Genomic DNA, 18,077 nt, shown 5'->3' on the forward strand with positions numbered 1-18,077 from the left:
CTGTGGTGCTTACGGATACGACCGGACGGCGGACGGCGTTGTCCGTCACCCGGTCACGGTGACGGTTCCGGTCATGTACCGGTGGACCGAGCAGTGGTACTCGTAGACGCCCGGCGTCGTGAAGGTGTGTTCGAAGCTCCCGTCGGGGGTGATGCCGCTGTCGAACTCGCCCTCCGATCCGACGTGGTGCAGGACCCCGCCGTCGTCGAACGTCCACCGGACGGTGCCGCCCACCGGTACGGTCACGTCCACCGGCGCGAAGTGCACGTCGCGCACGACGATCTCCGCGTCCGGCCCGGTGGGGGAGCCGGCACACGAGGTCGCGGCCAGCATCGCGAACGCGGCCACGCCCCACCGGATCCGCATCACTGGACGATGATCGTGCCGACCATCGCGGGGTGCGGCGTGCAGTGGTAGGTGAACGTGCCGGCCTCGTCGAAGGTGTACTCGTAGGTGCCCTCGGTGAGCAGTTCGCTCTTCAGGTCACCTTCGAGCGGTCCGTCACCCGCCACATCGTGCGGCAGGCCCGAGTCGTCGAAGTGCCACTGCACGGTCTGGCCCTTCTCGATGGTGACCGATGCCGGACTGTACGACATGTTCGTCACCTCGATGACGACCGCGGGTTCGTCGGCGTCCGCACTGCCGCATCCGGTCAGCAGTCCCATCGCGAGTGCCGTGCCCGCGACCGCGGAAAGAAACTTCTTCATGATCTCGTCCTCACCGGATGTACCGCAGATTCGCGGTCATTCCTGCCTCGAAGTGATAGGCGTTGTGACAGTGGAACATCCACTCGCCCGGATTGTCCGCGTCGAACTCGATGGCGAGTTCGGTCCCCGGAAGCACGTTGACGGTGTCGCGTCGCAGACCGCCGTAGCTCGGTACGGCGAAGGTGTGGCCGTGGGTGTGCATGGGATGCCACATCGGCGACGAGTTGACCATCGTGATCCGGATCCGTTCACCCTCCTTCATCACCAATCGGCCGGCGTCGGGGCCGGCCATGCCCCACACGTAGCGGTCGCCGGCCTGGATCAGCTCGACGCGGTAGTCGCGGTCGACGTCGCGCTTCTCGAGCAGCACCGATTCGGCGGGCCGCAGTTCGCTCTCGGGTACCAGTCGCCCGTTCAGCTCCGGGATGTTTCCTCCCACATCGGGGTTCGACATCGGAACCGCGTCGTGGGACCGCAGCACGGTCGACGCGTAGCCGTCGCGACCCTCGACCTTCGCCACGATCGGCCACGCACCGGAGCGGACCGTGACGAGCACGTCCACCCGCTGCGCCATGCCGAGGATCACGGTGTCGGCGGTCGTCGGCTGCACGTCGAAACCGTCCACGGCGACGACGGTCAGTTCGTGGCCGGCCACGGCGAAGCGGTAGGGCGTCTCCGCGGCGGCGTTGATGATCCGCAGTCGCAACCGTTGTCCCGCAGCGGCTTCCACCATGGCGGGATCGTTCGGCGGGCGCCCGTTGATCAGGTGCAGCGGGTACGCGATGTGCTGGGTCATGCCGCCGAGCGGGACGGAGTCCCCGTGGCCCGCCGACGTGATCTGCTGCGCCACCGAGGCATCGGCGTCCGAGTACTCGGCCGGCCCCGAGCCGTGCCCGGCGTGACCGTGCCCGGCGACCTGCGGGTTGAGCGCGGCCAGGACCGCGTCGGGGGTGGTGCCCAGACCGTCGACCCAATCGTCGAGCACGAGAACCGCGTCGGCGTCCGCGCCGGTCGCGTCGTTCGGGTCCTCGATGATCATGGCCCCGAACAGGCCGCGGTCGGCCTGCAGTCCGCTGTGCGAGTGGTACCAGTAGGTGCCCGGATCGGGTGCGACGAAGTCGTACTCGAACCGGCCACCGTCGGCGCCGATCGGTTCCTGCGTGACCGGAGCCGCACCGTCCATGTCGTTGCGGATCCGGATGCCGTGCCAGTGCAGCGTGGTCTCCTGCGGAAGCCCGTTGTCCACCGACACCCGCACACGGTCGCCCTTCGACAACCGCAGCTCGGGTGCGACGGCGGCCCCGCCGTAGGTCCACGTGTTCACGATCCGCCCACCGAGGTCCACGGCGCCCACACCCGCAGCGAGCGCGAAGGCGGCCGTCGCCCCCGAGGTGGTGCGGGCCGCCTCGGCCGCGGCCACCTCGGGGTCGGTGGGACGGATGTAGTCGAGCTCGGCGGCCGCCGCCTGCTGCCCGGACGTACCGGAGCTGCAGGCGGCGGCACCGAACCCGAGGGCGCCGAGCCCCACCGCCCCGGCACCGAGGGTGCCCAGGCGGAGGAAGCGTCGGCGGTCGAGCACGAGCCCGGTACCGGGTCGTGTCATCGGATCACCTGCGGGGTCAGGAGGGAACGGATGTCGTCGACGGTGCCCGTGACGTCGGCGGCACTGACCTCGGCGCCGTCGCTCGCCGAGACACCGACGATGCGCTGGACCGACTCGCCGTCGACCTCGGGGCCCGAACCGACCACGTACAGGATCGATCCGTCGACGGAGAAGGCCATGGACGCGATGTCCGTCAGCCCCAGCGCCTCGAGATCGAGGGTGCGGATCGGTGTGAGGCCGGCGGCGTCGAACAACTCGACCTTGACGATGTCGCCGCCGCGCGCCGAGTGCGGATGGATCTCGCTGTCGGTGTACTCGATCGCGATCCGGTCGCCGGTGTTGTTGATGGCGTTCTCCGCGAAGCGGCCACCGTCCTGACCCGCGTTCCCGATGGGAGCGACGGGATCCTCCGGCAGACCGTTCGAGAAGTCGAAGACGAAGACGTCGCCGGTCGCGCCGACGAGCAGCGCCTTCTTCGCGTCCGCGGCCCAGGTCACCTTGCGGTTGCTGACGAAGTCGTCGGGCAGCACCTTCGTGCGCGCCGTCTCCGTGGGGACACCGGCATCGTCGATCGAGATCTGGATCAACTCGCGGGTGTCCTCGCACACGCTGTAGAGCTCGTGGTCGACGAGCCAGGTGAACGGCCCGCACCCGATGATCTGCAGCGCGCCGCTCTCCTCGCCGGCCTCGAGATCGACGACGCGGACGCCGTACAGGCCGTCGTCCCACGTCACGAAGTACTTCCCGTCCGAGGTGACGGCACTGGAACCGGGGCGCGAGTGCGCGCGGGCGTAGTCGGGCAGTTCGATCTCGTCCGGCTCGAGCAGGTCGCCCGAGTAGGTGGTGACGGTGAAGTCGGCCTGGCCGCGCGAACCGCGGGGACGCCATACCTCGGCGGCGAGAACCGCCGGGTCCGAGGAACTCTCGCCGACGAACCCGTGGATGACGGGATCCCAGATGCCGGGGCCCACGACGATGCGACTGCCCGCGACACCGGTGACCGGGTCGAGGACGTTCACACCGATCTCGAGTCCACCCGGAGTCCGGAGGACCGCGAGCAGGTCGTTCTCGCTCGCGGGCTGGATCTCCGAGACGTGCACGGGTTCCGGGATGGTGTCGCCGATCTCCTGGTCGTCGTGACCGAGGGAGATGCCCTCACCGGGAGTGGTGTAGGGGACGGTCGGGTAGGTGACCTCGCCCGCAGCGGTGGACGAGGAGTCGTCGTCGCTCGAGCACGCCGCGAGGGACAGTGCGAGAGCGAGCGGGACGGTCGCGGCGACCGCCCGTTGGGTGCGCTTCATGATCCGGCGCCCACCTTCGGTCGTGCGGCGGGACGGGTCTGGCAGTCCTCACCGATGATCGGTGCCATCGTGCAGGTGTACGACTGGGATTCGTCGGACACGCACCAGATGATCTCCTGGTCGAAGCTGCCCGAGACCGGGTTGTACATGATGGCCTGCATGTCGGGCTCACCGCAGAACGCGTTCGAGCACGACGGTGCCCCACAGCAGTCGTAGTAGGCGATCAGGTAGGTCTTACCGGTATCGGGATGCGTGCAGCACCCCACCCAGAACTCCGCTCCGGGACGGCTTCCCGGCGCACACGTGGTGACACCGCCGCCGTTGCAGGCCGCGCACGAGGTGCCGTCCATGTTGCACCAGCGCCAGTACTCGCACTCGGCGGGATCCTTGCCGTCGTAGACCGGAACGAACGGTTCGGGCTCGGCGGGGGCGGGCGCCGGCGGCTCCTGCGCCAGGGCCGTGCGGGTGACGGGCAGCGAACTGATCAGTGCCACACCGGAGACACCCATCGTCCACCGGCCGATCTTGCTGATCACCGAACGGCGGGAGACCCGCTCGGACATCTTGCGTCCGGTGCGGCCGATGAAGGACCCGCCGCGGCCGGCCATCCATTCGGCCTGTTCCTTGACGGTGGCTTCGTCCACCGGATATCGGTTCTCGTGCATCTCCGGTTCACCGGATGAGGGTCTGAGGTCCAACGACGTACTCCGATCTCGAGAAGGGGATGAGATTCCGCCCGTACCGACGGCGCGGTCCGCGCTCGCAGATCACAGACCGGCTGCGGCGCGAGTCTTGGCTGCCTCGTGCAGGTGCTGCAGCGACGGCGTACCGGATTCGAGTGCGTTGAGGAGGGATTCGACCTGCGCCATGTGGTTGCACAGGCCCTTGGCCTGGATCTTGCCGTGCTCGTCGAGGATCACGCCGTACGGAGTGGTGCCCACCTGGTAGGCGATGCCCACATCGCGGGCGTCGACGTAGCTGAGCTCGGCACCGATACCCGAACCGGCGAGGAAGTTCTGGTGCTCCTCCGGCGTGCCGTCCGAGATGATGACGACCTCGAGGTCCTTCTCCGCCTTCGCCATCGCCTTGACGCCGGGAAGCAGGCTCTTGCAGGTCGAGCACGACGGCGCGGTGAACAGCAGCAGCTGTGCCTTGTCGCGGTGGCCACCGACGCCGATCTCGCGGCCGAGGTGGTCCTTCAGGCCGCGGAAGCTCGGACCGACCTGGGCGATCTTCGGGCCGGTGTCCATCATCCGGGCGCCGAGGGGGCCGAGACGCACCTGCACGCGCCCGATCTCACGAGCGAGGGCGAGCAGCATGAGGAACAGCGCCGCGACGGCGACGGCCAGCACGATGACCGCGATCAGCAGGAAGGTGTTCACAGATTTCTCCGTTCGGATTTGTCAGTACCGCGAGAGGGTCGAGGCGGCACGGAGTTCGATCGAGGCCTTCGTCAGGTGGTCGTCGACCGGGCGCCGGCCCGGATGCACGATCGACCGCAACTGCACCGCGGTGACGACCACGACCAGCACGAGCGCGGCGAGCGCGACGGCGAGGAGGTGCTCGGCGAGCGACGGTGCGCCGGCGGGAACGAGGGCCAGGGCTGCGGAGACGAGCACGAACGCGCCGGCCCGCACCGCGTGGAACCACCCGATCCGCGGGACGTCGTGCGAACCGAATGCGAAGCAGCCGCAGTCGAGGTCACGACGGCCTCGGAGGAGGTTGATCGTCAGGCCACCGAAGAAGCACAGGAACAGCAGCGCGGCGCCTGCGGCCGCCCACCGTCCGGCGATGCCCGTGACGAGCGCGACACCGAGGACGATCTCGGCCCACGGCAGCGCGAACGACGCCGCTTCCTCGAGCGGGGCGGGCAGCAGCTTGTACCCGCGCACCGTGCGCAACAGACCCTGGCGGTCCCGGGTCTTGGGGATGCCGGCGAGCAACAGCGTGCCTCCGACGATCGATGCGATCAGCACCCACAGCATGTGTGCGACCACTCCTTCCGTTTCGCTGCGGGACCTTCTCGAGGTCCCGGCGGATCCCTCGCAGGTGGGGATGGACACATCGTGCTGTGGTCTCGAGTCGGGCATGCGACGCCGGAGAAACGAACGGGGACACCCCGAACGAGAACGCGAGCCGCGGAAATCGGTGGGGTGGAGGATCGGTGACGTGGGCTTTTGCGTTTGCGCAGGTCCGTGCGGGAGCCGACGGCGTGATGTACCTCGCATCGAGATCCCGAGCGAATTCTCATTCGGGACCCATACGGAGTTCGCGCAGGTAATGCAGCTGTAACAGAACGGGGTTAGCGTCCGGACAAATTCGGTGAAAGGACCACGGTCGTGACGTCAGCACTCCGGGCGGCGATCGACCGCGCGCAGGACGCGGAACCCGCCGGGGCTCACGTGCGCTCACCCCTGCACGCGCTCGGGCGCAGACAACTGTCCCAACTCGATCTGATCGGACAGTCGCTGTCGACGATCGCCCCCGCCACCGGCATGGTGTTCATCGCCCTGTGGATGACCGTGAGCGCTCCGGGACTCGGCGGTGTACTCACCATCGCCGCGACGACCGGCGTCGTCGTACTGGTCGCATGGTGCATCACACAGTTCACTCGACGCCTGGCCGCGGCGGGTTCGCTCTACAGCTTCGTCTTCCAGGGACTCGGCACGCGCGCGGCCCTCGTGACGGGTACGGCGCTCATCGTCGGATATCTCGGTATCTCGATCTCCGTGCTCGCCCAGGGAGCACGCACGGTACTGGACATCGGCGAGCTTGCCGGACTGCATCTTCCGGGGACGGGACCGTGGCTGGTGACGACGGCAGTGCTCGGCGGAGCCGTCGCCCTGATCGCGATCCGCGGCGTGCGGTTCGCGACCCGCGCGATCCTGCTCGTCGAAACATGTTCGCTGGTACTGATCGTCGCGACGATGCTGGTCGCGCCGGCGGGCGGAACGACGACGAGCGAACTGCCGGTCTCACCGCTGAGCCTGCTGCCCTTCCTCGCACTGATGACCGTCCTGTCCATGGCGGGCTTCGAGAGCGCGGCGTTCTTCGGTCCCGAGGCCCGTCGGCCGCTCGTCACGGTGAGCCGGACGGTGCTGATCACCCCTCTCGTCGTCGGGGCGCTGTTCGTCTTCGCGGCCGTCGCATCGCTGACCGGCCGCGGATCGCTCATCATCGGAGCGTATTTCGACGGTGTCGACTCCGGCGCGTCGTGGGCGGTCGTGCTCGCCGTGAAGACGGGCATGGCGTGCTCGTGGTTCGCGTCGACACTCGGCTGCGCACAGGCAGGCTCGAGGCTCCTGTACTCGATGGGTGTCGAACGGGTGCTGCCGTCCGCTCTGGCCCGCGTACACGGCACCCTGCGCACCCCCTACCTCGCGGTGACGGCGTTCGTCGCGGTGAGTGTCGCCGGTGCCGTTCTGTACACCCTGGCGGCGGACGCGGATTCGTCCGTCTTCGACGGGGTCGTCGAGGTCGCGCTGGTCGCGGCGTACACGCTGGTCGCGCTGGCGTCACTGCGGTTCCTGCACCGCATCGGTGAGGACACCGCGTGGACGCGGGTCGCGGCGGTGTTCGTCGCGTTGCTCGGTGGCGGCCTGCTGGTGGGCACGGCCGTCGACGGGATCACGCACTCGCTGCTCGTCGTGCCGTCGGCGCTCGTCGCGCTCCTGGTGTCGGGACCGATCTGGCGCGCGGTGCTGCGCCTGCTACGCCCGCAGAGTCTCGCGACGATCGGAGCCTTCGACACCGTCGAGACCACGGATCTGCTGCCGGGGGCGGGGACACTGGTCCTCGACGAGCACGGGCGACCGCAGATCGTCACGGGGGGCACACAGGGGGAGCGAATGTGACCGCCCACGTGCCGATCCGGTCCGCCGAGACACCTTTCGGAGGACGACAACCCCACGCCGTGCAGAAGGCGCTGGGGATGCTCGAGGCCGTCGCGCAGCTCGGTCCCGGCACCACCGCCAAGGAGATCGCCGCGTTCGCCGGAGTGCCTCCGGCCACGGCCTACCGGATGCTGAACCTGCTCGTCGCGGACGGTTATCTCGTGCGTGTTCCCGACCTGTCGGGCTTCGCGCTCGGTCGTCGCACCGCCGAACTCGCCCAGGCCGCAGCGGAATCCACTCCGTCCGAGTCGCTCCACGACGTGATGGAGGACCTGCGGGGCTGCACGCGTTTCGGGTTGCACGTCGCGTCCTTCGCCGGGAGCCGGCTCCGGTTCGTCGACCAGGATCCGGACCACGAGATCGTCGCCATCACGACTCTGTCGAAATCGTTGCACGCCAATGCCATCGGAAAGCTGATGCTGGCCCACGTGCCGGGAGTGGGTCCGGATGCCGAGTTGCGCCGGCTCACCGAGTTCACGATGTGCGAGCGCGAGTCGCTGGCGCGGGAGCTGCGCGAGATCGTCTCGTTCGGTTACGCGAAGGAGTGCCAGGAGACACGGCTGGGCAGGGCGGCGCTGGCCGTCCCGATCCGCGACTCGTCGTCGTTCGTCGTCGGCGGCCTGTACCTGCACGGGTCGGCCGCGAAGGTGCAACCCGATCCCGATCTGGTGAGATTCCTCGTCGACGGGTCCGCGAGGCTCACAGGCCTGCTCTGAGCCGGATCAATGCGTCCACCACGGGCGCGCCGAACATCGGTGGATCGTTGTGTTCGAGACCGGCGAGCTCGACCCGCTCGTGCAGCTGCCGGGTGGCATCGGCGACGGCCGTGCTCTGGGCGGGCGGGACGATGCTGTCGGCGGTGCCGTAGACGACCGTGATCGGCACGTCGATGCGGCCGACGAGTTCGGCGACGGGGAACTCGTCCTTCAACAGTGCGGTGGGGACGAACGGATAGTGGTGCCGGGCCACGGCGGCAAGATCGGTGAACGGCGAGCGCAGCAACATTCCGGCGGGCGGTTCGTCGACGGCGAGCGCGGTGACCACGGCGCAGCCGAGGCTCTCCCCGAAGTACAGCACCCGGGTGGGGTCGACGTCGTCGCGCGAACGGAGATGCTCGAGGGCCGCGCGGGCGTCGGCGGCGAGACCGTCCTCGGAGGGGGAGCCGGGATTACCGCCGTACCCGCGGTAGTCGAGAAGCAGCGTCGAGAAACCTGCCGCGGCGAGGTCGGCGGCGGTGTCGACGCGGCCGAGGCGGTTGCCGCCGTTACCGGGAGCGAGGAGAACCGTGAAACCGGCTCCGGGACCGTCGGGAGCGCGACCGGGCACGAACCAGGCGTCGAGCTCCAGACCGTCCGCGGTGGTGAGGACGACGTCCTCCGCGCCGGGCAGGACGGTCGCGGCGGACGGGGGAGTGGAGCTGTCGGGCAGGTAGATCAGGCGTCGCTGCAGCGACCGGCCGGCGACGCCGGCGAGCGCGCCGGCGAGCGCGCCGGCGAGCACCACGGCGAGAACGATCCGCATGGGTCCGGTCTAACGCACGTGCGCGTTTCCGGCAGCCGGAACTGCCGGAAACGCGCACGGAAGAGGCGTGGTTACCGAAGGCGTGATTACCGCGGTGCCATGCGCAGCGCGCCGTCCATGCGGATGGTCTCGCCGTTGAGGTAGTCGTGCTCGACGATCATCTGCGCGAGCTGCGCGTACTCGGCGGGCTGAGCCAGGCGCGACGGGAACGGCACACCGGCCTCGAGGCCCTTGCGGTACTCCTCGGTGACACCGGCGAGCATCGGGGTGTCGACGATGCCGGGGGCGATGGTGTTGACACGGATGCCGAACTGCGCGAGGTCGCGTGCGGCGGGGACGGTCATACCGTGCACGCCACCCTTCGACGCGGAGTACGCGATCTGGCCGATCTGGCCCTCGAACGCGGCCACCGAGGCGGTGTTGATGATGACGCCGCGCTGACCCGACTCGTCGACCGTCTCGGTCTTGGAGATCGCGTCGGCCGCGAGGCGCATGACGTTGAACGTGCCGAGCAGGTTGACGGTGATGACCGTGCGGAACAGCTCGAGGTCGTGCGGGCCGTTCTTCGACAGGATGCGACCGGCCCAGCCGACACCGGCGCAGTTGACGACGACGCGCAGCGGAACACCCGACTCGACGATGCGGTCGACGGCGGCCTGCACCTCGTCGCCGCTGGTCACGTCGGTGGCGAGGAGCGTGACACCCGCGGGTGCGGCATCGCCGACGCGGTCGATGGACTGCTGCAGGTCGAGGCCGAAGACGGTGGCTCCGGCGTCGGCGAGGCGGCGTGCGGTTGCGGCGCCGAGACCGGATGCGGCACCGGTCACCAGTGCGGCGGATCCCTGAATCTCCACTGTTCGTATCTCCTGTCCCGAGCCGAGGGCTGCGTGGACCCGACGGGTTCGGGCTCGTTGGCACCGAGTCCGACTCCGTCAGGTCCTCTCACAGAGCCCTACGGCGTGTGAGTGTCGTTCGTCACGAACCCTAACCGGTCACGCCCGCGGGTTCCGCAGGGGTCGTGGTCCGGCGGCGAAGTGCGACGACTCCCATCGCCGCGGCGACGAGACATGCGACGGCACCGAGCAGCAGTCCGGCCCGGCCACCCCACTGCTCGCAGACCCAGCCGGCGATGGGGCCGCCGATGGCCGTGGAGCCGAGGAAGGCGACCGACCACAGCGCCATCACCCGTCCGCGCATCATCGGCGCGGCGGCGAGCTGCAGCGAACTGTTGGTGGTGGACGTGAACGTCACGCTCAGCGCACCCACGATCACCATGAGCACGATGAGCGTGGTCAGGTTCGGGGCCGCAGCGGCGACCGCCATGGCGATACCGAACGCGAGGGAGGTGAGGATCAGCGGCCGGGTCCCGGTGCGGCCCCAGGTGGCGACGGCGAGCCCGCCCACCACCGATCCGGCGCCCATCGCGGCAGTGAGGAAACCGTAGGCCCCGGCACCGGCGGCGAAGGTGTGGTCGGCCAGGACCGGCAGGACCACCTGGAACTCGAAGGCCAGACATCCGACGAGCGCCATCATCAGCAGCGGGACGGCCAGATCGGACGTGCTGCGGACGTAGGCGAAGCCCTCGCGCAGCTGCCCCTTGGCGCGGGCGGCGGCGGGGGAGCGCTGGAGCCGGGAGACGTCGAGTCGCAGCAGGGAGGTGACGACGGCGACGAAGCTCGCGGCGTTGAGCAGGAAGCACACGCCGAGTCCGCCCGCGGCGATGACCAGGCCTGCGACGGCCGGACCGATCATGCGGGAGCACGAGGCGAGGACCGACTGCAGGCTCACGGCGTTGCGCAGATCCTCCGGACCGACGAGTTCGAGCATGAACGACTGTCGCGCGGGATTCTCGAAACACTGGTTGAGGCCGAGCGCGACCGCCAGGACGTAGACGTGCCACAGGGCCACGGTGTCGGTGACGACGAGCAGCCCCAGGATCAGGGCCTGCACACCCATGAGGGTCTGCAAACCGATCATGAGCCGGCGCTTGTCGGAGCGGTCGGCGACCACGCCGCCGTAGGGGCCGAGCAGCAGCATCGGCACGGTCTGCAGCGCAAGAACGATGCCGATGGCGGTCGCGGAGCCGGTGAGCTGCAGGACGAGCCACGACTGTGCGACGGTCTGCATCCACGTGCCGATGAGCGAGACGGCCTGGCCGCTGATGTAGAGGCGGAAGTTGGGGCCGCGCAGGGCCGCGAAGGTCTGTCCTCTGATGTCGGCGAGCACTGTCACGGGCGACCCCCCTCGACGGAGGGGCGCGGTGAATCGGCGACGCGCTGCGAGAGTGCCTCGAGGGCGGGCAGCGCGTCGTGCAGAGCTTCGAGGTGCCGGTCGCTCAGTTCGGTGAGGTGACGGGCGAACAGGGCGGTGCGACGATCGCGCAGTTCCGCCGACAGAGCGGCACCGGCATCAGTGATGTGGACGCGGACGACGCGCTTGTCGTCGGCGTCGGGGGACCGGGTGAGCAACCCGGCGTCTTCGAGTTTGCCCACCATGCGCGAACACATGGTGGGGTTGAGCCCTTCGATCTCCGCGAGTTCGCGGACTCCGATCGTCTCGTGGCGGGCGACGGTCGTGAGGAGGGTCGACTGCGAACGCGTCAGCCCTTCCTCCGAGGCGAACATGCCCATGCGGCGGGAGATCCGTCCGATCGCGATACGCAGACGATGGACGTCTTCCGCGTCGAACGGAGGAGTTTCGGATCGAGGGGTGCTGTCCGTGAGTTCAGACATGGAACCACCTCCGAATTTATTTGCCTATCGGCAAGCATACTCTTGTCCGGAGCGGAAAGACACTGTTCGGAACGGTGATCAGGGACGCATGAGCGCCGGGGACTCGTCCTCCGTGACACGGCGGGCGCGTCGGCGGACGACCACCATCGCGGCGACGGACAGCAGCAGGGCCACCGCGCCGGCGATCGGTCCCACGACGCCGATCTCCGGGAACAGACCGTCGCCGAGCATCCACGCACCGAAGCCGAAGAACAACGCCGAAGCGCCGTAGCGGATGGCGTTGTCGGGAAGGTGCCGGCCGAGCACGGCACCGATGACGATGGCCAGCGCATCGGCGGCGACCATGCCGACGGTGGACCCGATCCACACCCCGGCCCAGTTGTTGTCGGTCGCGAGCGTGATGGTCGCGAGCATCGTCTTGTCGCCGAGTTCGGCCAGGAAGAACGCCGAGCTCACGGCGAGGAAGGCGGAGCGCGCGACGCGTCCGGCCTTGGACTGCTCGTCGTCGTCGAGGGAGTCGCCGCGCAATGTCCACGCGCCGAAGATCAGGAAGGCGATGCCGCCGACGATGGAGATGGCGGTCGCGGGGATCGCGACACCCAGATAGTGCCCGACGGCCACCGACACGAGGTGGACGGCGGTGGTCGCGAACAGGATCCCCGACAGGACGACCCACCAGCGATGACGTAGGGCGAAGGTCATCGCCATGAGCTGGGACTTGTCGCCGAGTTCGGCGACGAAGGTGACCGCGAAGGACAGGACGAGCGCGGACCACATATGCGTTTCCTCCTTTCGTATGGAGGAAACGGGGCTTCCTCCGGACGCCGGACGCACGATGCGACCAGCGGCCGAAGGTCTCGCCCACCGGAGGGAGATCCGGTCCGCGGGGCCGGGCGGTGCCGTTGTCGGGCGCCGCCAGTATGTCGACCCTGCGATTGGGGGCTACTCCCCTTCGCCGACGACAACGTTAGCTCGGCGAACCGATTTCTGTAAAGGCAATGCTAACTTTCGGAGAACCGAACTCTCGCTTTCAGGGCGCCCTCACGAAGCGAGCAGCATGGCCAGAATCGCGGTGTCGGGATCGTTGCCCGGATCCACTCCCACCTTGCTGACCAGCGCCGTCACCGTGCCGTCCGGTTCTGCCTCGACCCACGCCGCGCGATGCTCGAGCCCGAGATGAGGGATCCCGGGGAGCAGCACGCAGCCCGACGCGACGCCCGCATTCTCCGGGAGTGACGGCGTCGTCTCCGACGGCGGATGCAGCATGATCAGCGCCGGTGGCTGATGCTCGGCGAACCGTCCGGGCTGCACGGCACGCTCGCCGAGCACCGGACCCTCGGCGACCACGAGGCCCACGGTTCCGGGCTCGGGGTCGTCGGGCAGTTCTTCCTTGACCCCGAACACCGTCGAGGTGGGCAGCAGTCCCGGCAGTGACGCGATCCGCACCGTCATCGCCAGCACCTGGGCCCATTCGCGGGTGGTCGCGGGCCATCTGCCCGAGACGACGAAACCTCGAAGCGACCCGTCGGACTGGAATGCGGACAGCTCGATGCGGCTGTATTCCTCGGCGTTCATCCCACTCCTCCCCCTCGGTCGGTAAGGGGAGAATGCCCGTTTTCTCCGTTGGCACACAAGAGGTGTCGAGTGCCAGCACTTCCGCTACACCTATTGCTATCCGCTACGGCAATTGCAGTAGCGGATGGCAATTCTTGTAGCGAGTGGGCAGAACCGGCCCCGGAGACGACGAAGGGCGCCGGTGTCCCGGCGCCCTCGCTGTCGGTCTCGCGACCTGTATGACCGATCCGTACTAGACGATCAGGCCCGAGGTGGCGGTGCGAGCGCGCTCGAAGCGAGCCTGTACGTCCGCCCAGTTGACGATGTTCCAGAAGGCCTTGACGTAGTCGGCCTTGACGTTCTGGTACTGCAGGTAGAAGGCGTGCTCCCACATGTCGAGCATGAGCAGCGGGGTCAGGCCGATCGGGATGTTGCCCTGCTGGTCGTACAGCTGGACGATGATCAGACGCTGTCCGATCGAATCCCACGCGAGGATCGACCAGCCGGAGCCCTGGATGGAGTTCGCGTTCGCGGAGAAGTGATCGCGGAACTTGTCGAACGAACCGAAGGCGTCGTCGATCGCAGCAGCGAGCTCACCCTCGGGCTTGTCGCCACCCTCGGGGGAGAGGTTGTTCCAGAAGACGGAGTGGTTGGTGTGACCACCCAGGTGGAAGGCGAGGTCCTTCTCGAGCTTGGTCGCCTGGGCCGCCATGGTGCCGTTCTCGCGGGCCTCGGCCAGCTTCTCGAGAGCGGTGTTCGCACCGGCGACGTAGGTGGCGTGGTGCTTCGAGTGGTGCAGCTCCATGATCTTCGCCGAGATGTGCGGCTCGAGCGCTGCGTAGTCGTAGGGCAAGTCCGGAAGTGTGTATTCAGCCACGAAGGGTCCCTTCTTCACCGGGCCGTTCGGCCCGTGCAGTTATTCCGTACCTTTTCGGGTTTCCACCCAAGTCCATAACTACACCGTCCGCAACATTCCCCGTAATGCGGACACGATCGGGCCCCGACTGTGGCGGAGAGCACCCGCAACCGTCCGCGCTTCCGGAAAACTGCTCTCACCAGCGGAAACGTTCGGATAACGGGACCATCGGCAACAGCTGCGTGAACGGGACCTTAACATTGGCGCGTGTTTCGGCCCTTCCTGAACGAACCGACACGCGGGGCCGATGCACCGCGTGTGGATCTGCCGGGCGTCGATGTCGTCCGGCTCGTCGCGGTCGCGGCCGTGCTCTACTCCCACATCGCCTTCTACCTGATCGACGACCTCGGGACGGGCTGGTGGGGCATCGACCTCACCTACGAGGTGCTCGTCAAGGGCGCCGGCCTCAACCAGCACCTGTCGTCCGTCGGCGTGACGGCCTTCATGATGCTCACGGGCATGCTCGTCACCCGGTCCGCGATCCGGCAGGACCGTCGGAAGTTCCTGATCGCCCGGGCCGCGCGGCTCCTGCCGGCCTTCTGGGTGGCGATCCTGGCCGCGGTCGTGCTCGTGTGGCTGGGCATCAACGGCACCTTCAGCGGCCACACCACCGTGTCGGTCTCCGACGCGTTCCTGTCCTTCTTCCTCGGCGCGTTCTTCCTGAAACCGCAGGTGATCGTGCTCGGCGTGGTGTGGACGCTCGCCGCGCAGATCTCGTTCTACCTGTGGTGTGTGGCAGGACGGTCGCTGCTGCGGACGGCGCCGGTGGCGGTGCCGATGCTCGGCGCCGTGCTGTGCATGCTGGTGCTCCTCTACAACCTGTACATCCCAGAGCCGTACACGGTGCCGTTCCTGTCGAAGATCGCGTCGACGCTGCCCACCCTGTTCCTCGGGCAGATCGTGTACTTCGGCTGGGCCGGCCTGATCTCGCTGCGCGCCCTGCTGGCGGCGATGTTCGCGCAGATCGCGGTGATCGTGATGGCCACGGACATCAACGTCTACTGGTCGGGCACCCGCTACCTGTGGACGGTGTCGGTGGTCTTCGCGGCGGTCGTGCTGGTCGCCCGGTACGACGGGCGGTTCGCGCGCTCGGCCGTCGTCTCCTGGGTCGCGACCCGCAGCTACTGCATCTACCTGACCCACACCCTCGTGATGTACCGGATCTACGAGAACACCGTGGGCCTCGTCGGCACGACCGCGGCGATCGTGCTGCTGCTGATCGGCTGCGGTCTCGTCGCCGAGGCGCTGTACCGCAGCGTCGAGGTTCCGGCCGCGCACTGGATCAAGAGCCGCTGGCTGACGCCGAAGCAGGCCGCCTCCGACGAACGGACTGCCGCTCCGACTCGCGCGTAGCATCGGGTCATGTCCTGGTTCGACGAGATCCTCGCCCGTGCAGGTTCGAAGTCGCAGATGGTGACGCGCGAGGACGCGCTCCCCGGCCGTGCCGAACCGCTGCCCGTCCCCGAGACCCATTACGTCAACGGCAACCGCATCGTTCCCCCCTTCCCCGAGGGCCTGCAGGCCGCAGTGGTCGGCATGGGTTGCTTCTGGGGCGCCGAGAAGGAGTTCTGGCAGCTCGACGGCGTCTACTCGACTGCGGTCGGCTTTTCCGGCGGTTACACGCCCAACCCCACCTACGAGGAGGTGTGCTCCGGCCGGACCGGGCACACCGAGGTGGTGCTCGTCGTCTTCGACCCGAAGGTGATCGGCTACGAGCACATCCTGCAGCAGTTCTGGGAGAACCACGATCCCACCCAGGGCATGAGACAGGGCAACGACCACGGCACCCAGTACCGCTCGGCGCTCTACACCCACGACGAGACGCAGATCGAGGTCGCCGAAGCCACGGCCGAAGCGTTCGGCAAGCGTCTGAACGACGCCGGATACGGGCAGATCACCACGGAGATCGCACCGCTGACGCAGTTCTACTACGCCGAGGACTACCACCAGCAGTACCTCGCGAAGAACCCCAACGGCTACTGCCCCGTTCACGCGACCGGTGTGAGCTGCCCGGTGGGCCTCGGCGCCTGACGGCGCTCGTCGGCCTCAGGTGCGACGGTGGCGCGCACCACATCTCCACTCGCAGTGCGAGTGTGAGATGCGTTGGCGTTCCTTGAACTTCCCCGAAAGCGGACGCATCCTGGAAAAAGGGATCATTCCAGAGGGGGAAAGGGACGGCTTGCCGACATGACGACCAGAGCGGGGTATCTGCGGCGCACACGGCGAAGTCTGCGCAGGCGGGATCCGCTCGTGCGTCGCACCGACAGGCTCGAGGCGCGCTGCTTCACCCTCATGATCGCCGTGATGGCGCTCCTCGTCCCCGTCGCCGTATGGGTCTCCGCCACCATGTGGAGCTCCCAGCTCGAACTCTCCGAGAAGCAGAACGCCGAACGTGTCAGTGTCACCGCCGTCCTCGACGCCGACGCCCTGAGCGACTCCTCCGGATGGGGCGAGACCGTGAAGATCGCCTCGGCACCCGCGACCTGGGGCTGGGGAGACGAGACGCGTCACGCCCTCGTCCAGGTCGACAGTCTCGCGACCGCGGGCAGCGAGGTCCCGGTCTGGGTCGACGCGACCACCGGCGAATACACGCAGGCCCCGCTGACCACCTCCGCCGCGAAGTTCACCGCAGTGCTGTCCGGAGTGTCGCTGTGGACGTTCTCCGCCGCCGCCGCGGCCGGGCTGTTCGCCCTCGCGCACTGGCGTCTCGAGGTACGGCGCAGCCGCGAGTGGAGCCGGGACATCGAAGCGTTCCTCGGCTCCACCAGCAGCCACTGATCCGCTGGGCGCGCGTCAGAGATCCGCGACCGCGGGCATGACCTCGTTCGCGACCAGTTCGAGGTGCTCGAGATCGGCGAGATCGAGAACCTGCAGGTAGATGCGCTGCGTCCCGGCCTCCGCGAAAGTGCGGATCTTCTCGATCAACTCCTGCGGCGTGCCCGCGAGTCCGTTCTCCCGCAGCTCGTCGACCTCGCGGCCGATCCGTGCCGCGCGATGCGCGATCTCGTCCTCGTCCCGGCCGCAGCACAGCACGAGTGCGTTCGAGTAGGTCAGTTCCTCGGGGTCACGTCCGGCATCCCGGCAGGCCGAGCGCACGCGCTCGAACAGGACCTTCGTCTCGTCCAGCGACTTGAACGGCACGTTGAACTCGTCGGCGTAGCGCGCCGCCAGTGCCGGCGTGCGCTTCTTGCCCGCGCCGCCCATGACGATCGGCGGGTGGGGACGCTGGTACGGCTTCGGCAGCGCGGGGGAGTTCTCGATCCGCACGTGCTCGCCCTCGTACGAGAACGTCTCGCCCTCGGGGGTGTCCCACAGGCCGGTGATGACTGCGAGGGACTCCTCGAAGCGATCGAACCGCTCCTTCAACGTAGGGAAGGGGATGCCGTAGGCGAGGTGCTCTTCCTCGAACCAGCCGGCTCCGAAGCCGAAGTCGACGCGTCCGCCGCTCATGGCGTCGACCTGTGCGACGGAGACCGCGAGCGGGCCGGGGTAGCGGAAGGTCGCCGAGGTGACGAGCGTGCCGAGGCGGATCGTCGAGGTGTCGCGGGCGAGACCGGCCAGCGTGATCCATGCGTCCGTCGGACCGGGCAGGCCCTCGACGTTCATGGCCAGATAGTGGTCGGAGCGGAAGAACGCGCCGTAGCCGAGTCGTTCCGCGGTCTGTGCGACGGCGAGGAGGTCGTCGTAGGTGGCGCCCTGCTGGGGTTCGGTGAAGATGCGTAATTCCATACCCCGATCATTTCAGCGACGGAACCGGCGCGGGGTATCGACGGGTGCTTGTCGACTGTGAGATGTCTCGAGTGTGATTCCCCATGCGTGGATAGGCCTGTTGATGAACCTGTGGAAACTG

Annotated in this window: 20 protein-coding genes; 5 read left to right on the forward strand and 15 right to left on the reverse strand. The window is 68.2% G+C overall.

What is annotated here, in order from left to right; translation table 11 throughout:
• Positions 1-45: 45 nt before the first annotated feature.
• The 7 genes from CKW34_RS00645 to CKW34_RS00675 all read right to left on the reverse strand — a co-directional run bounded on the left by CKW34_RS00645 (position 46) and on the right by CKW34_RS00675 (position 5,596).
• Positions 46-366 (reverse strand): cupredoxin domain-containing protein, encoded by a 321-nt coding sequence (locus CKW34_RS00645; RefSeq protein ID WP_059382059.1) that lies wholly within the window; start codon positions 364-366, stop codon positions 46-48.
• Positions 366-707 carry a cupredoxin domain-containing protein gene (locus CKW34_RS00650; protein WP_059382060.1) on the reverse strand — a complete coding sequence of 114 codons (342 nt, stop codon included), beginning with the start codon at positions 705-707 and terminating at the stop codon, positions 366-368. Before CKW34_RS00650 ends, CKW34_RS00645 begins: the two co-directional genes overlap by 1 nt.
• 10 nt (positions 708-717) lie before the next feature.
• Positions 718-2,310: a multicopper oxidase family protein gene (locus CKW34_RS00655; protein ID WP_059382061.1), complete on the reverse strand. Its 1,593-nt coding sequence runs from the start codon at positions 2,308-2,310 to the stop codon at positions 718-720.
• Positions 2,307-3,611, reverse strand: a complete 1,305-nt coding sequence (locus tag CKW34_RS00660) for a hypothetical protein (protein WP_059382062.1) — start codon at positions 3,609-3,611, stop codon at positions 2,307-2,309. Before CKW34_RS00660 ends, CKW34_RS00655 begins: the two co-directional genes overlap by 4 nt.
• Entirely contained in the window at positions 3,608-4,276 is a 669-nt protein-coding gene (locus CKW34_RS00665) for a methylamine dehydrogenase light chain (RefSeq protein ID WP_059382063.1), read from the reverse strand. The genes CKW34_RS00660 and CKW34_RS00665 overlap by 4 nt, the downstream gene beginning before the upstream one ends.
• 102 nt (positions 4,277-4,378) lie before the next feature.
• On the reverse strand, positions 4,379-4,993 hold the full coding sequence (locus tag CKW34_RS00670) for a redoxin domain-containing protein (RefSeq protein WP_059382064.1): 615 nt from the start codon (positions 4,991-4,993) through the stop codon (positions 4,379-4,381).
• A 21-nt stretch (positions 4,994-5,014) separates the two neighbouring features.
• Positions 5,015-5,596 carry a MauE/DoxX family redox-associated membrane protein gene (locus tag CKW34_RS00675; protein WP_059382183.1) on the reverse strand — a complete coding sequence of 194 codons (582 nt, stop codon included), beginning with the start codon at positions 5,594-5,596 and terminating at the stop codon, positions 5,015-5,017.
• A 354-nt stretch (positions 5,597-5,950) separates the two neighbouring features.
• On the opposite strand from CKW34_RS00675, the gene CKW34_RS00680 reads away from it, so the two are divergent.
• Together CKW34_RS00680 and CKW34_RS00685 are read left to right on the forward strand one after the other, a co-directional pair.
• Positions 5,951-7,465, forward strand: a complete 1,515-nt coding sequence (locus CKW34_RS00680) for an APC family permease (RefSeq protein WP_059382065.1) — start codon at positions 5,951-5,953, stop codon at positions 7,463-7,465.
• On the forward strand, positions 7,462-8,220 hold the full coding sequence (locus tag CKW34_RS00685) for an IclR family transcriptional regulator (protein WP_059382066.1): 759 nt from the start codon (positions 7,462-7,464) through the stop codon (positions 8,218-8,220). The genes CKW34_RS00680 and CKW34_RS00685 overlap by 4 nt, the downstream gene beginning before the upstream one ends.
• Here CKW34_RS00685 and CKW34_RS00690 read toward each other — a convergent pair.
• The 7 genes from CKW34_RS00690 to CKW34_RS00720 all read right to left on the reverse strand — a co-directional run bounded on the left by CKW34_RS00690 (position 8,204) and on the right by CKW34_RS00720 (position 14,188).
• Entirely contained in the window at positions 8,204-9,025 is an 822-nt protein-coding gene (locus CKW34_RS00690; RefSeq protein ID WP_059382067.1) for an alpha/beta hydrolase, read from the reverse strand. The genes CKW34_RS00685 and CKW34_RS00690 overlap by 17 nt on opposite strands.
• A gap of 86 nt (positions 9,026-9,111) precedes the next feature.
• Positions 9,112-9,879, reverse strand: a complete 768-nt coding sequence (locus CKW34_RS00695) for an SDR family NAD(P)-dependent oxidoreductase (protein ID WP_059382068.1) — start codon at positions 9,877-9,879, stop codon at positions 9,112-9,114.
• Positions 9,880-10,009: 130 nt separating this feature from the next.
• Positions 10,010-11,257 carry an MFS transporter gene (locus CKW34_RS00700; protein WP_059382069.1) on the reverse strand — a complete coding sequence of 416 codons (1,248 nt, stop codon included), beginning with the start codon at positions 11,255-11,257 and terminating at the stop codon, positions 10,010-10,012.
• Positions 11,254-11,757: a MarR family winged helix-turn-helix transcriptional regulator gene (locus tag CKW34_RS00705; protein WP_174479608.1), complete on the reverse strand. Its 504-nt coding sequence runs from the start codon at positions 11,755-11,757 to the stop codon at positions 11,254-11,256. Before CKW34_RS00705 ends, CKW34_RS00700 begins: the two co-directional genes overlap by 4 nt.
• Positions 11,758-11,835: 78 nt before the next feature.
• The gene (locus tag CKW34_RS00710) at positions 11,836-12,534 is read right to left on the reverse strand and encodes a TMEM165/GDT1 family protein (protein WP_059382070.1); all 699 of its coding nucleotides are present in this window, start codon (positions 12,532-12,534) and stop codon (positions 11,836-11,838) included.
• A gap of 264 nt (positions 12,535-12,798) precedes the next feature.
• Positions 12,799-13,332, reverse strand: coding sequence for a hypothetical protein (locus CKW34_RS00715; protein ID WP_059382071.1), 534 nt, complete (start codon positions 13,330-13,332; stop codon positions 12,799-12,801).
• Between the two features lie 232 nt (positions 13,333-13,564).
• Positions 13,565-14,188: a superoxide dismutase gene (locus tag CKW34_RS00720; RefSeq protein ID WP_006553395.1), complete on the reverse strand. Its 624-nt coding sequence runs from the start codon at positions 14,186-14,188 to the stop codon at positions 13,565-13,567.
• A gap of 297 nt (positions 14,189-14,485) precedes the next feature.
• Between CKW34_RS00720 and CKW34_RS00725 the strand changes: the two genes are divergently transcribed.
• From CKW34_RS00725 to CKW34_RS00735, 3 genes are all read left to right on the forward strand, one after another.
• The gene (locus CKW34_RS00725) at positions 14,486-15,580 is read left to right on the forward strand and encodes an acyltransferase family protein (protein ID WP_059382072.1); all 1,095 of its coding nucleotides are present in this window, start codon (positions 14,486-14,488) and stop codon (positions 15,578-15,580) included.
• Positions 15,581-15,589: 9 nt separating this feature from the next.
• Positions 15,590-16,258: a peptide-methionine (S)-S-oxide reductase MsrA gene (gene msrA, locus CKW34_RS00730; RefSeq protein WP_059382073.1), complete on the forward strand. Its 669-nt coding sequence runs from the start codon at positions 15,590-15,592 to the stop codon at positions 16,256-16,258.
• A 156-nt stretch (positions 16,259-16,414) separates the two neighbouring features.
• On the forward strand, positions 16,415-17,005 hold the full coding sequence (locus tag CKW34_RS00735; RefSeq protein WP_226950033.1) for an Rv1733c family protein: 591 nt from the start codon (positions 16,415-16,417) through the stop codon (positions 17,003-17,005).
• 15 nt (positions 17,006-17,020) lie between these two features.
• Here the strand turns inward: CKW34_RS00735 and CKW34_RS00740 are convergent, their stop codons facing one another.
• Complete coding sequence (locus CKW34_RS00740) at positions 17,021-17,956, reverse strand: LLM class F420-dependent oxidoreductase (RefSeq protein ID WP_059382075.1); 936 nt, start codon at positions 17,954-17,956, stop codon at positions 17,021-17,023.
• Positions 17,957-18,077: the final 121 nt, after the last annotated feature.

Source organism: Rhodococcus rhodochrous, from assembly GCF_900187265.1.
Lineage (GTDB): Bacteria > Actinomycetota > Actinomycetes > Mycobacteriales > Mycobacteriaceae > Rhodococcus > Rhodococcus rhodochrous.